Origin of the sequence: Streptomyces sp. NPDC127177 (genome assembly GCF_042672475.1) — a bacterium.
GTDB lineage: Bacteria > Actinomycetota > Actinomycetes > Streptomycetales > Streptomycetaceae > Streptomyces.
In genome coordinates this window covers 41109-53728 of record NZ_JBHXUW010000040.1, presented here as the reverse complement: position 1 = coordinate 53728, position 12620 = coordinate 41109, and the positions used below count along the sequence as shown (strand labels likewise).

At 70.3% G+C, this 12620-nt stretch carries 13 protein-coding genes; 10 read left to right on the top strand and 3 right to left on the bottom strand.

The genetic code is table 11. The features are described 5' to 3' along the window. Positions 1-118: 118 nt before the first annotated feature. Positions 119-979 (top strand): helix-turn-helix domain-containing protein, encoded by an 861-nt coding sequence (locus tag ACFVJX_RS24005; RefSeq protein WP_384129642.1) that lies wholly within the window; start codon positions 119-121, stop codon positions 977-979. A gap of 25 nt (positions 980-1004) precedes the next feature. Beyond that, a complete protein-coding gene (locus ACFVJX_RS24000; protein ID WP_384129645.1) occupies positions 1005-1211 on the top strand; it encodes a DUF397 domain-containing protein in 207 nt (68 codons plus the stop codon). Between the two features lie 140 nt (positions 1212-1351). Here ACFVJX_RS24000 and ACFVJX_RS23995 read toward each other — a convergent pair whose 3' ends face one another. Continuing rightward, positions 1352-2494 (bottom strand): 8-amino-7-oxononanoate synthase, encoded by a 1143-nt coding sequence (locus ACFVJX_RS23995; RefSeq protein WP_384129648.1) that lies wholly within the window; start codon positions 2492-2494, stop codon positions 1352-1354. Positions 2495-2636: 142 nt separating this feature from the next. On the opposite strand from ACFVJX_RS23995, the gene bioB reads away from it, so the two are divergent. The 4 genes from bioB (at position 2637) to ACFVJX_RS23975 (ending at position 7033) form a co-directional block, all read left to right on the top strand. Further along, a complete protein-coding gene (gene bioB, locus ACFVJX_RS23990) occupies positions 2637-3887 on the top strand; it encodes a biotin synthase BioB (RefSeq protein ID WP_384129651.1) in 1251 nt (416 codons plus the stop codon). Further along, positions 3880-5184 (top strand): adenosylmethionine--8-amino-7-oxononanoate transaminase, encoded by a 1305-nt coding sequence (locus tag ACFVJX_RS23985; RefSeq protein ID WP_384129654.1) that lies wholly within the window; start codon positions 3880-3882, stop codon positions 5182-5184. Before bioB ends, ACFVJX_RS23985 begins: the two co-directional genes overlap by 8 nt. Before the next feature lies 1 nt (position 5185). Continuing rightward, complete coding sequence (gene bioD, locus ACFVJX_RS23980; protein WP_384129657.1) at positions 5186-5875, top strand: dethiobiotin synthase; 690 nt, start codon at positions 5186-5188, stop codon at positions 5873-5875. 462 nt (positions 5876-6337) lie between these two features. Continuing rightward, the gene (locus tag ACFVJX_RS23975) at positions 6338-7033 is read left to right on the top strand and encodes a class I SAM-dependent methyltransferase (RefSeq protein WP_384129660.1); all 696 of its coding nucleotides are present in this window, start codon (positions 6338-6340) and stop codon (positions 7031-7033) included. 238 nt (positions 7034-7271) lie between these two features. On the opposite strand, the gene ACFVJX_RS23970 is transcribed toward ACFVJX_RS23975, so the two are convergent. Together ACFVJX_RS23970 and ACFVJX_RS23965 are read right to left on the bottom strand one after the other, a co-directional pair. Then, positions 7272-7643: a fic family toxin-antitoxin system, toxin component gene (locus tag ACFVJX_RS23970; RefSeq protein ID WP_145767569.1), complete on the bottom strand. Its 372-nt coding sequence runs from the start codon at positions 7641-7643 to the stop codon at positions 7272-7274. Beyond that, positions 7640-7867, bottom strand: a complete 228-nt coding sequence (locus ACFVJX_RS23965; protein WP_073750044.1) for an antitoxin — start codon at positions 7865-7867, stop codon at positions 7640-7642. The genes ACFVJX_RS23970 and ACFVJX_RS23965 overlap by 4 nt, the downstream gene beginning before the upstream one ends. 319 nt (positions 7868-8186) lie before the next feature. On the opposite strand from ACFVJX_RS23965, the gene ACFVJX_RS23960 reads away from it, so the two are divergent. The 4 genes from ACFVJX_RS23960 to ACFVJX_RS23945 all read left to right on the top strand — a co-directional run bounded on the left by ACFVJX_RS23960 (position 8187) and on the right by ACFVJX_RS23945 (position 12573). Next, complete coding sequence (locus ACFVJX_RS23960) at positions 8187-9467, top strand: cytochrome P450 (RefSeq protein WP_384129664.1); 1281 nt, start codon at positions 8187-8189, stop codon at positions 9465-9467. Positions 9468-9569: 102 nt separating this feature from the next. Next, positions 9570-9989, top strand: coding sequence for a GNAT family N-acetyltransferase (locus tag ACFVJX_RS23955; protein ID WP_384129667.1), 420 nt, complete (start codon positions 9570-9572; stop codon positions 9987-9989). A gap of 230 nt (positions 9990-10219) precedes the next feature. Continuing rightward, positions 10220-11557, top strand: coding sequence for a hemolysin family protein (locus ACFVJX_RS23950; protein ID WP_384129670.1), 1338 nt, complete (start codon positions 10220-10222; stop codon positions 11555-11557). After that, entirely contained in the window at positions 11554-12573 is a 1020-nt protein-coding gene (locus ACFVJX_RS23945; RefSeq protein WP_384129673.1) for a hemolysin family protein, read from the top strand. The genes ACFVJX_RS23950 and ACFVJX_RS23945 overlap by 4 nt, the downstream gene beginning before the upstream one ends. The last annotated feature ends 47 nt before the right edge of the window (positions 12574-12620 follow it).

The window sequence follows — 12620 nt, the reverse complement described above, 5'->3', positions numbered from 1 at the left end:
TGACGACGATCCACCAAGATATGCATATATCTGTCGCTCAAAGCGGTGAACTCTTCCCTGGATGCCGTGCGGGAGCGACACACTGTCCGCTCGGCAGGGAGTGGGAGGGAGGCACCACATGCAGCACGGCCCTGCGGTGCGACGCCGCAAGCTCGGGGAGGAGCTGCGAAGTCTGCGCCACACAACGGGACTCACCAGCCGGAATGCCGCACACCTGCTCGGCTGGCACCAGTCGAAGGTGAGCCGGATCGAGACCGGGGTCAGCGGGGTGCGGCCCGGAGACGTCACCCGGCTGCTGGACGTGTACGGCGTCGACGACCCGCAGCTGCGGGGGGTCCTGGAGGCACTCGCGGGTTCGGCGGGCGGTGGCGGCGCGGGCTGGTGGCACGCCTACCGGGGCCTCATCCCGCCCCAGTACCGCGACTTCATCAGCCTGGAGTCGCAGGCGCGTACCGCCCGCACGCTGGAGACGTCGGTTGTGCCGGGCCTGTTGCAGACCGCGGACTACGCGCGGGCGGTGACCCGGGCCTCCCTCGACGGGCTGCCGGCCGGCCAGTTGGACTCACTGGTGGAGGTGCGGCTCGCCCGCCAGGGAGTCCTGCGGAGCGATCCACCGCTGCGGCTGACCGCGGTGCTGGACGAGGCGGTGCTGCGGCGCGCGGTGGGCGGCCGCCGGGTGATGCGGGAGCAGTTGCGCCACCTGATCCGGCTGACCCAACTTCCGCATGTCGAACTCCAGTTGCTGCCGTTCTCGGTCGGCGGCTACGTCGGGCTCACCGGACCTTTCGTTATCTTCTCTTTTCCGAACACTTCTGATCTGGATGTGGTCGTTCTCGACCATTTGACGAGTAGCCTCTACCTGGAGCGGAAAGAAGACCTCGAGGCGTACAGCTCGGCCTTCCGCACACTGCAGGCGCACGCGCTGTCGCCGGAGCACTCGTTGGACCTGATCGCCGCGATCAACCGCGCCGGTCAGTAACTACGGACTGCCCGAGGGGGGCGTCATGTCGGATTGCCTCGTACAGCACGCGTTACGGTGGCGGCGCAGCAGCCGCAGCACGGGAATGAACAACTGCGTGGAGGCCGCTTCGTACGGCACCGGACGGCTGGCCGTTCGCGACTCCAAGGATGTTTCCAGGCCACCACTGCGCTTCTCGCACGCGGCCTGGACCTCGTTCGTCTGCGGCCTGGACCTCGGCCCGGCCGGCTGACGACTCCCGGACCGGCACGCCGTACGAGCCGCTCCGGGATTCCGGGGCGGTCCGCCGCATGATCAGCGCTTGAGTCCGGAGGCGCGGTCCGCCGCACGATCCGCTTCAGGCCTCGGGGGCGGTCCGCCGCACGATCCGCTTCAGGCCTCGGGGGCGGTCCGCCGCACGATCGCCACCGCTGTCGCGATCTGCTCGTCCGTCAGGTCGGCGCGCGCGGTCAGCCGCAGCCGGGAGACGCCGTCCGGTACCGAGGGCGGCCGGAAACAGCCGACCGCCATACCGGCCGTACGGCAGTCGGCCGCCCATCGGACCGCGGCGTCGGCCGAGGGCGCACGCACCGCCACCACGGCCGCATCGGGGCGTACGGCGGCCAGGCCGGCCTCGGCCAGCTGTTCGTACAGTGCGGTGGCGACCGCACGGGCCCTGGCCGCGCGTTCCGGTTCGCGGCGCAACAGCCGCAGACCGCCGAGTGCGGCCCCGGCGGCGGCCGGGGCGAGCCCGGTGTCGAAGATGAACGTGCGGGCGGTGTTGACCAGGTGGTCGATGACACGGGCGGGACCGAGGACCGCACCACCCTGGCTGCCCAGGGACTTGGAGAGGGTGAGCGTGCCGACGACGCCTTCGTCACCCGCGAGTCCGGCCGCCGCCAGCGCCCCGCGACCGCCGTGCCCGAGCACCCCCAGACCGTGCGCGTCGTCCACGAGCAGCGCGGCGCCCTCCGCGCGGCAGACCTCGGCGAGGGTGACCAGCGGCGCGGCGTCGCCGTCGACGGAGAAGACCGAGTCGGTGACCGCCAGCGCCCTGCCTCCGTGCGCTTGCAGGGTCTTGCGTACGGCCTCGGGGTCGGCGTGCGGCACGACGGCCGTCTCGGCCCGGGAGAGTCTGCAGCCGTCCACGATCGAGGCGTGGTTGCCCGCGTCCGACACGATCAGGGAGCCCCGACCGCTGAGGGCGGTGAGAGCGGCGAGGTTGGCCGCGTACCCGGAGGAAAGCACGAGGGCCGCCTCGAAACCGCAGAAATCGGCCAGTTCCCGTTCCAGCTCCGCATGCAGCGCGGTCGAGCCGGTGACCAGCCGGGACCCGGTGGCACCCGCACCCCAGCGGAGCGCCGCGTCGGCCGCTGCCGCGGTTACCTCCGGGTGCCTGGTCAGGCCGAGGTAGTCGTTGCTCGCGAGATCCAGCAGTTCCGTCTCGGCGGGCCGGGGCCGGAGCGTCCGGACGAGTCCAGCGTCCGCGCGACGGCGCGCCTCGTCGTCGATCCAGTCGAACGGGGCGAAGGGCATGGGCGGTCCCTTTTGTAGGCAACTCACAGACCTTAACCGGGAGCGAAGCCGGACAGGGTGTGGCCATGCACACACCCTCACGCCTCTCTGTTGTCCGGTTCTTCCTTGGCTCGGAGGCGTGCCGTGCGTCAGGATCGACGCCATGGATCTCCTGAACACGCTGGCGGACAAGGGGCTGCGGCGAGAGCTGCCGACCCGAGAAGAAGCGCTCGCCGTACTGGCGACCCCTGACGAGGATCTGCTCGATGTGGTGGCCGCGGCCGGAAAGGTACGCCGCCAGTGGTTCGGGCGGCGCGTGAAGCTGAACTACCTGGTCAATCTGAAGTCGGGGCTCTGCCCGGAGGACTGCTCGTACTGTTCGCAGCGGCTGGGCTCCAAGGCCGAGATCCTCAAGTACACCTGGCTGAAGCCCGACGAGGCGTCGAAGGCCGCCGCCGCCGGGGTGGCGGGCGGCGCCAAGCGCGTCTGTCTGGTGGCCAGCGGCCGCGGCCCGACCGACCGCGATGTCGACCGGGTTTCGCAGACCATCGAGGCGATCAAGGAACAGAACGAGGGCGTCGAGGTCTGTGCCTGCCTCGGTCTGCTCTCGGACGGGCAGGCCGGCCGGCTGCGGTCGGCGGGTGCCGACGCCTACAACCACAACCTCAACACGTCCGAGGGGACGTACGGGGAGATCACGACCACCCACACCTATGCGGACCGGGTGGAGACGGTGCACCAGGCGCAGGCCGCGGGGCTCTCCGCCTGCTCCGGGCTGATCGCCGGAATGGGTGAGAGCGACGTTGATCTCGTCGATGTGGTCTTCGCGCTGCGTGAACTGGACCCCGACTCGGTGCCCGTCAACTTCCTGATCCCGTTCGAGGGGACGCCGCTCGCCAAGGAGTGGAACCTGACTCCGCAACGCTGCCTGCGGATCCTGGCGATGGTGCGGTTCGTCTGCCCGGATGTGGAGGTACGGCTGGCGGGTGGGCGCGAGGTCCATCTGCGTTCGATGCAGCCGCTCGCCCTGCACCTGGTCAACTCGATCTTCCTGGGTGACTACCTGACGAGTGAGGGCCAGGCCGGGCAGGCGGACCTCGACATGATCGCGGACGCCGGTTTCGAGGTGGAGGGCTCGGGTACGACGACGCTCCCCCGGCACCGCTCGGAGGCCGGAGCCGACGGCGCCTGTGGTTCGCACGCCGGTGGTTGCGGCACGGACTCCGGCGGGTGCGGTTCGCACGCCGGTGCCGGTGAGTCGCACTCCGGCGGTTGCGCACCCTGCGGTGACGCTCCGGCGGCGGAGACCGTTCTCGCGGAGACCGTCCCCGCGGCGGAACCCTCCGCAGCCCGCACCGATCTGGTGGCGGTCCGCCGTCGCGGCGCGGGTACGGATCTCGCACCCAATGCCTGAGCCGCTCTCCCTCGCCGCCCTGCGCGCCCTGGACCGGGCTCACGTCTGGCACCCGTACGGCCCGATGCCGGGCCGGCAGGAGCCGCTGGTCGTGGAGTCCGCGTCCGGGGTACGGCTCCGGCTCGCGGAACCCGTACACGGACAGCACGAGTTGGTCGACGGCATGTCGTCGTGGTGGTCGGCCGTGCACGGCTACAACCATCCGGTGCTCAACGACGCGGCCCGCGGGCAGCTGGACCGGATGAGCCATGTGATGTTCGGCGGGCTCACCCACGAGCCCGCCGTGCGGCTGGCGGCCCGACTGGTCGAGATCACTCCGGAGCCGTTGCGGCACGTCTTCCTGGCCGACTCCGGCTCGGTCTCGGTCGAGGTCGCCGTGAAGATGTGCCTGCAGTACTGGCGTTCGGCCGGTAGGCCCGCCAAGCGGCGGCTGCTGACCTGGCGCGGCGGCTACCACGGGGACACCTGGCAGCCCATGTCGGTGTGCGACCCCGAGGGCGGCATGCACGAGCTGTGGTCGGGCGCCCTGCCGCAGCAGGTCTTCGCGGACGAGCCCCCGGCCGGCTTCGACGCGGAACCGGACGCCGCGTACGCCACGCACCTGCGGGAACTGATCGCTCACCACGCCCATGAGCTGGCCGCGGTGATCGTGGAGCCTGTGGTCCAGGGGGCCGGCGGGATGCGGTTCCACTCGCCCGCCTACCTGCGTGTGCTGCGCGAGGCATGCGACGCACACGATGTGCTGCTGGTGTTCGACGAGATCGCCACGGGATTCGGGCGTACGGGGAAGCTCTTCGCAGCGGAACACGCCGGGGTCTCACCCGATGTGATGTGCGTGGGCAAGGCCCTGACCGGCGGCTATCTGACGCTGGCCGCGACGCTGTGCACGACGGCGGTGGCCGAGGGCATCTCACGCGGCGAGGTGCCGGTCCTCGCCCACGGCCCGACGTTCATGGGCAATCCCCTCGCCTCGGCGGTGGCCTGCGCCTCCATCGACCTGCTGCTCGGTCAGGACTGGGAGCAGGAGGTCAAGCGGATCGGGGCCGGTCTGGACGACGGCCTGGCCGCGGCGGCGGAACTGCCAGGGGTACGGGACGTGCGGGTGCTCGGCGCCATCGGAGTCGTCCAGCTCGATCACGAGGTGGACATGGAGGCCGCGACACGGGCGGCGGTACGCGAGGGCGTGTGGCTGCGGCCGTTCCGCGATCTCGTCTACACCATGCCGCCCTATGTGACGGGTGACGACGATGTGGCACGGATCTGCCGCGCCGTGTGCGCGGCGGCGCGGGAGGGTTGAGATGGGCGTTCTGGTGGTGACCGGTACGGGCACCGAGATCGGCAAGACGATCGTGACCGCGGCCGTGGCGGCGGCCTCGGCAGGCCGCAGGGTGGCCGTTCTCAAACCGGCCCAGACGGGGCTGGCGCCCGGCGAGCCGGGGGACGCAGCCGAGGTGGTACGGCTGGCGGGCAGCCATGTGACGGCGGTCGAACTGGCCCGCTTTCCCGAGCCGTTGGCGCCTGCCACCGCTGCCAGACGGGCCGGGATGGAACCGGTGCGCCCGTACGAGATCGCCGAGGCGGCCGAGAAACTGGCGGCCGAGCACGATCTGGTCCTGGTCGAGGGCGCCGGTGGGCTGCTCGTGCGGTTCGACGACGAGGGCGCGACGCTCGCGGACGCCGCCCGGCTGCTGGCGGCGCCCGTCCTGGTGGTGACGCCTGCCGGGCTCGGCACGCTCAACTCCACGGCGCTGACCTCGGAGGCCCTGCGTGCCCGGGGGCTGGACTGCCTCGGGGTGGTGATCGGCAGCATGCCCACCGAACCCGATCTGGCGGAGCGCTGCAACGTCACGGATCTGCCGGTGGCCGCGGGCGCGCCACTGCTGGGCGTCATCCCGGACGGAGCGGGCGCCCTGAGCCCCGCGGAGTTCCGGGCGGGGGCCGCGGGTTGGCTGGCCCCACAGCTGGGCGGCACGCGGCCCCCGGGCTGACGGGGGCGTGGTGGCCTCCGGCGGGCCTGTCTGCTTGGGCCACCGGAGGGGCCGCCGGTTGAACCACCGGCGAGGCTGCTGACTGGTGGCATGTCGTGCCGCGCGTGCCGCGCGTGCCACGCAGGTCGCGCGTGGAGGGGCGGACGTGCGGGGCAGGGGGCAGGGGCAGGCGGGGCAGAGCAGCACGGGCTGAGCGGGATGCGCGGAGCAGCACGGGCTGAGCAGGTGAGCAGACCGGGACCAGCGGGGCGGGACAGGGCAGACCGGAGCAGGGCAGAGTGCAGCAGGGCTGGAGCGGGGCAGAATCGGGGTATGCGAAGTTGGCCGGTCGGGTGGACCGGGCTGGGGCGCGCATCCGTCGCCCCCGCGCTCTCGCTCTCCGGTCCGTAGTCCACTGTGGGTCTCGAAGAAGTTCGTCATGGGCGTCATGGGCGTCATGGGCGTCATGGGAGGAGAGCCGTCATGCGCTTGCGTAGCGCGAGGAGCCCCGAGAACTCGGTGCACCATCCCGTCTTCGCCCGCTACTACGCCCGGATGAGCGTGGCCGCGGACGCCACCGCGGGTGTCGCGGCCGTGCGGGCGGAGCTGCTGTCAGGACTCTCGGGGCACGTGATCGAGATCGGGGCGGGCAACGGTCTCAACTTCGCCCACTACCCGCCTACGGTCTCCGAGGTGACGGCGATCGAGCCGGAGCGCACGCTGCGGCAGCTGGCGGTACGATCCGCGCTCGACTCCGCGATCCCGGTGGATGTCCTGCCGGGCACGGCGGAGGCGCTGCCGGTGGGGGACGGGGCGTTCGACGCGGCCGTCGTCTCGCTCGTGCTGTGCACCGTCCGGGATGTGCGGCGGTCGCTCGCAGAGGTCCGACGGGTGTTGCGTCCGGGCGGAGAACTGCGTTTCTTCGAGCACGTGCGGGCCGGAGGCCGGGCCATGGTCGCTACCCAGCGGGTGCTTGACCGGACGTTCTGGCCGCTCCTGGCCGGTGGCTGTCACACATCGCGCGACGCGCTGGCGGCGATCGAGGCGGCAGGATTTGTGGTGGAGACACATCGGGGCCTTCGCATTCCCGCGTCCGGTGTCCGGCTCCCCACCTCCGACTGTGTCCTGGGCGTCGCACGACGACCGCTCACGGTGCCGGGCCGGTCCGGGCCCAGCTGACCGCCGGGTCAGCGGTCAGCGGTCAGGCGGGCCGGTATCCGGTCCGGACCCGGCCGAAGCCTGGTTCGACGCCCGGTCCGGCGCTGGTCGAGGGTCGGCCGAAGCCCGGTCAACGGCTGATCGAAGGGCCACTCGGAGCCAGGTCCAAGCCGAGTCCAAGCCGGGCCCAGGCTGGTGCAAGACGGGTCCAGACTGGTGCAAGACGGGTCAGGCAGGTCCAAGCCGGGTCCAAGGCTGTTCATAGGCTCCACTGGCGTAGCTCGTCGGCGATGGCGCGGACATCCGCCTTGCCCTCCTTGACGAGCAGGGCGAGATCGCGCACCTGCTCGGGCGAGGTGATGACCTTCAGCCCGGAAGCGACGAGATAGCCGTAGGCGACAGCCGAGGCGAACATCGCGTTGGAACGCTCCAGCGCGGGCACGTGCAACAGCAACTGCAGGAGGGCCGCGGCCCTTGAGTGCGGATCACTGTAGACGGGGCTGCCGAAGATCTCCGCCTCGTGGCGGGCGACCGCGGCGACCAGAGCGCCCCAGTCGGTGACCTGTGGGTCGCCGGGCGTCTTGTGCTCCGCGACCATGAGCAGCCAGGAAAGGTGGATCCGGAGATTCAACGGGTGCCTTTGCGCTCCGTGCCGAACTCCTCGGCGAACACCGATTCGTACTGCTTCATGAAGTCGGCGGCTGCTTCGACGAAGGTGTGTCCGACCTCGCCCGCATCCTGCTTGACGAGCTCCTCTATGTAACGGTTCACGCTCATCCCCCTCTGGAGCGCGCGCTGCCGCGCGGCCTCGGCGGTGGCCTCGTCCACTCGTACGTTCAGCTGAGTCTTGGGCACCCCATCACGCTAGCGCGGGACCACTAGCATCGGCAAGGGGAGTCGCACGCGGACGAGCACGCCGGGAGCTGTTCCGCACAGGCCCGCCGGGCACCGGTGTCGACAGCTGGCGCACCCACGGTCGGAACATGACCGAGCATGACCGACAAACGACCGGCTGATACCGCACCCGATCGCACCCTCGTACGAACAAGTAGTCATAATTCCTGGTCAGGAAAGCCTGGTCAGGCAGGCGGCATCAGCACAGTCGGCCGGTCGGCCGTGTCCCGGCCTCGAACGCGTCCACCCTCCAGATCCGCGACGACTCACGGAGTGCAGATTGAGTACGACGTTCCGTTCCCGCATCACCGCCAGGTTCGGTCGCAGTTATCGGGCCAGGATTCAGAAGCACGGGATCGGGTCCTCCACGATCAGGCTGCTGCCCGAGGATCTGCTGATGCTGCTGCGCAGGGACGGCCTGGACCCGGTGCGCCAGGTGGCCAGGGCCAGGGCGGACGCGCCGGTGTCCAAGGTCTCGCTGCCCTTCGGCATGGATGCCTGGGTGGTCACCGGCTACGAGGAGTCGAAAGCCGTACTCGGCTCCACCGGCGGCTTCAGCACGGACTTCGCGCACCTCGCCACGAACGCCGGCGTAGCCGCCGAACAGAGCCCCGGCGGGCTGGGGTTCAGCGATCCGCCGGTGCACACGCGGCTGCGGCGCATCCTCACCCCGGAGTTCACGATGCGTCGACTCCGTCGCCTGGCGCCCAGGATCGATGCCATCGTCGAGGAACGCCTCGACGCGATGGAGGCCGTTCGGGGCCCGGTCGACCTGGTCCACGAGTTCGCGCTGCCTATTCCCTCCCTCACCATCTGCGAGCTGCTCGGTGTGCCGTACAAGGACCGTGCCGACTTCCAGCAACTGGCCATGGACCGTTTCGACCTCTTCGGCGGAACGACCGCCCCGTTCGGCGCGATGTCGGCTTCGCTGGACTACTTCAGGGACGTCGTCAGGGCACAGCGGAAGAAGCCGGGCGACGGCCTCCTCGGCATGATCGTGCGCGACCACGGCGACAGTGTCGACGACGAGGAACTCGCAGGCCTCGCCGACGGCGTGCTCACCGGTGGGTTCGAGACGACGGCCAGCACGATCGCACTGGGCTCCCTCGTACTGCTGCAGAACGAGGACGTCCTCGCGAGGCTGCGCACGGACGACACCTTGACCGTGCCGTTCGTCGAGGAGGTGCTGCGCTACCTGTCCGCCGTACAGATGGCCTTTCCACGGTTCGCCCGCCAGGACATCGAGATAGCCGGGGTCGTCATTCCGCGCGGCGACATGGTGCTCTGCTCGCTGAGCGGTGCCAACCGGGACCCGCTGTACGTCACGGACGACGGGCGATTCGATGTGGACCGCACCACCCCCGCGGTACATCTCGCCTTCGGCCACGGCATCCACCGCTGCATAGGCGCCGAACTCGCCCGGATGGAACTGCGCTCGGCCTACCCGGCCCTCGCCCGGCGCTTTCCCGGTATGCGGCTCGCGGTACCGCCGCAGGACCTCGCTTTCCGTAAGCTTTCGATCGTCTACGGCATCGAGTCGCTGCCGGTGCGTCTGCGCTGAAACCGGGGCTCCCGAAAGGGCGGCAGGCACCCGTCCGGGGCACGCCTGACCGAACGGTGAAATGGTTCGCGAGAGGGAGCGGCCCTCTGTTTGGCTCATCCCATGAGTGATATCCACATCCGTTGTGCCGCCGTCTCCGAAATAGACACCGTCCTGCGGTTCTGGCGCACGTCCGCGGAAGGAACGAGCATCAGCGACGACAACGACGGGGTGGCCCGGCTCCTCTCGCGGGACCCGGAGGCGCTTCTGATCGCGGAGCACGACGGCGCGCTGGTAGGAACCGTCATCGCCGGCTTCGACGGCTGGCGCTGCTCCGCCTACCGGCTGGCGGTACACCCGGACCACCGCCGACAGGGCATCGCCACGGCTCTGCTGGAGGCGGCGGAGCAGCGGTTCGCCGCACTGGGCGGCCGACGCGTCGACGCCATGGTCCTGGAGGCGAACGAGCCCGCGCACCTCGCGTGGGACGCTGCCGGCTACCACCGCGAGCAGCACTGGCGCCGCTGGGTGAAGACCCTCTAGCCGGCCGTTCCGCTGCACGGCGGGAGCGCATACCGTGCTGCTGGGCGCCCGCTCGGGTACGCCCGACCGGCCAGGCGGGCGCGGCAGCACTTTGCCGATCCTTTACTATGAGTACTCCCCCTTGCCGACCATGACGAAAGGTGTGAGCGTCCGCCCATGGGCGAGCCTCCCAGTAGCCGACACCGCGCGTTCCCCTTGTCCCTGCCCGATCATGGGACGGAGGTGAACCGATGATCGAAGTGCTTCTGCTGCTCGTGGCAGTACTGCTCTCCCTGGCCTGCGGCGCCTTCGTCGCGGCGGAGTTCTCCCTGACCACGGTCGAGCGCGGCCAACTCGAACGTGCCGTGGAGCAGGGCGAGCGTGGCGCTTCGAGCGCCATGAAGGCGGTACGCAGCCTCACCTTCCAGCTGTCCGGGGCCCAGCTGGGCATCACCGTCACCAATCTGGTGGTCGGCATGCTCTCCGAACCCTCCATCGCCAAACTGATCCGGGGCCCGGTCGAGTCGGTCGGGCTGTCGCCCGGCGTCGCCTCGTCGGTGGCTCTCGTCATCGGCACGGCCCTGTCCACCGTGTTCCTGATGGTCGTCGGCGAACTGGTCCCGAAGAACTGGGCGATCTCCTCGCCGCTCGCGGTGGCGAAGACCGTGGCCACCCCGCAGCGTGCCTTCACCGCCGTCTTCCGGCCCTTCATCAGCCACCTGAACAACACCGCGAACAGGATCGTGCGCCGGTTCGGGCTCGAACCCGCCGAGGAACTGGCATCGGCCCGCAGCCCCCAGGAGCTGGTGGCACTGGCCCGGCACTCCGCCAAGGCAGGCGCCCTGGAGGCGGACACCGCGGAACTCTTCGTCCGCACACTCAACCTGTCGGAGCTCACCGCGGAGAACGTGATGACCCCGCGGGTCCAGGTCACCGCGCTGGAGGTGCGGGCCACCGCTGAGGACGTCGCCAATGCCACCCGGGCAACCGGACTGTCGCGGTTCCCCGTGTACCGGGGCAGCCTCGACACCGTCGTCGGCGTCGCCCACATCAAGGATGTGCTGGCCATCCCCGCCGAACAGCGCCCCCGTAAGCGGGTAGGCGACATGCTGCGCGAACCGCTGCTCGTACCGGAGACGCTGACCGTGGACCGGTTGCTGGACCGGCTCTCCGGCAAGCTCGCCATGGCGGTCGTCATCGATGAGTACGGCGGCACCGCGGGCGTCGTCACCCTGGAGGACATCGTCGAGGAGGTGGTCGGCGAGGTGCGGGACGAGCACGATCCCCACGAGACACCGGACCTCGCACCTGCCGGTGAGGACGCCGACGGGCGCACGCTGTGGTCGGCCGACGGCGCCGCCCGGACCGACCAGCTGGAGAGGATCGGACTGAGAGTGCCGGACGGACCGTACGAGACTCTCGCCGGGCTGATCGCCACGGAGGTGGGCCGCATCCCTGCTGTGGGCGACTCGATCGAACTGGCCGGCTGGCGACTGGACGTGGTGGACGCCTCCGGGCGCCGCGCCGCACGGGCTCTGCTGCACGCGCCACCGCCGGGTTCCCACGAGCTGCCAAAGGATGAGCGATGACCGCCGTACAGCTCTTCATCGGCCTGCTGACCCTGTTCGTGAACGCCTTCTTCGTCGGCGCGGAATTCGCGCTCATCTCCGTACGTCGCAGCCAGATCGAGCCGCAGGCCGAGGACGGGGACCGGCGCGCCCGCAGCGTCATCTGGGGGCTGGAACACATTTCGGCGCTGCTCGCCGCAGCACAGCTGGGCATCACGCTGTGCACCCTGGTCCTGGGTATCGTCGCCGAACCCGCGATCGCTCATCTGCTGGAGCCCGTCTTCGACACCGTGGGCATGCCGCACGGCCTGGTGCATCCGATCTCCTTCGTGATCGCACTGTCGGTGGCGACCTACCTGCACATGCTGCTGGGCGAGATGGTGCCGAAGAACATCGCGCTCGCCGAGCCGGTGAGGACAGCCCTCCTGCTGGGCCCGCCGCTGGTGGCGCTGGCGCGGGCGCTGCGCCCGGTCATCTTCGCGATCAACGCCTTCGCCAACACACTGCTGAAGCTGCTCCGGGTGGAGACGAAGGACGAGGTCTCGGCCACTTTCTCGGACGACGAGCTGGCCGGTCTGGTGAAGGACGCCGGCGATGCCGGACTGGTCGACGACCGGGCGGCCGAGCGGCTGCATCACGCGCTGGAGCTCGGCCGCCGGCCTGTGCGCGATGTGGTGCTGCCGGTGGACAGGGTGATGTACACGCGGGTCGGTACCACTCCGGAGGAACTGGAGCGGTTGTCGTCCGAAACCGGATTCTCCCGTTTCCCGGTGATGGACAGCGAGCGGCGGATCCTGGGCTACCTCCACGTGAAGGACGCCCTCGACGCCACACCCCGCGATGTGCCCTTCCCCGTGACGGCGATGCGTCCGATCGCCAGGGTCCGGGCTTCCACGCCTCTCGACGACGTACTGACCGCGCTGCGGCGCAGCCGCACGCACCTGGCGGCGGTCCTCGACGAGGACGACCGGCTTGCCGGAATGGTGACGATGGAGGACGTGCTCCGGGAACTCGTGGGCCGGCCGCAGGCACGTTGACCCCGGTCGGGGCGGCCCCGGGCCCAGGCTCGGGGCCGCCCTCTCCC

Coding starts and splice junctions, on each gene's coding strand:
- ACFVJX_RS24005 (WP_384129642.1), top strand. CDS start 119: ATGCAGCACGGCCCTGCGGTGCGACGCCGCAAGCTCGGGGAGGAGCTG.
- ACFVJX_RS24000 (WP_384129645.1), top strand. CDS start 1,005: ATGTCGGATTGCCTCGTACAGCACGCGTTACGGTGGCGGCGCAGCAGC.
- ACFVJX_RS23995 (WP_384129648.1), bottom strand. CDS start 2,494: ATGCCCTTCGCCCCGTTCGACTGGATCGACGACGAGGCGCGCCGTCGC.
- bioB (WP_384129651.1), top strand. CDS start 2,637: ATGGATCTCCTGAACACGCTGGCGGACAAGGGGCTGCGGCGAGAGCTG.
- ACFVJX_RS23985 (WP_384129654.1), top strand. CDS start 3,880: ATGCCTGAGCCGCTCTCCCTCGCCGCCCTGCGCGCCCTGGACCGGGCT.
- bioD (WP_384129657.1), top strand. CDS start 5,186: ATGGGCGTTCTGGTGGTGACCGGTACGGGCACCGAGATCGGCAAGACG.
- ACFVJX_RS23975 (WP_384129660.1), top strand. CDS start 6,338: ATGCGCTTGCGTAGCGCGAGGAGCCCCGAGAACTCGGTGCACCATCCC.
- ACFVJX_RS23955 (WP_384129667.1), top strand. CDS start 9,570: ATGAGTGATATCCACATCCGTTGTGCCGCCGTCTCCGAAATAGACACC.
- ACFVJX_RS23950 (WP_384129670.1), top strand. CDS start 10,220: ATGATCGAAGTGCTTCTGCTGCTCGTGGCAGTACTGCTCTCCCTGGCC.
- ACFVJX_RS23945 (WP_384129673.1), top strand. CDS start 11,554: ATGACCGCCGTACAGCTCTTCATCGGCCTGCTGACCCTGTTCGTGAAC.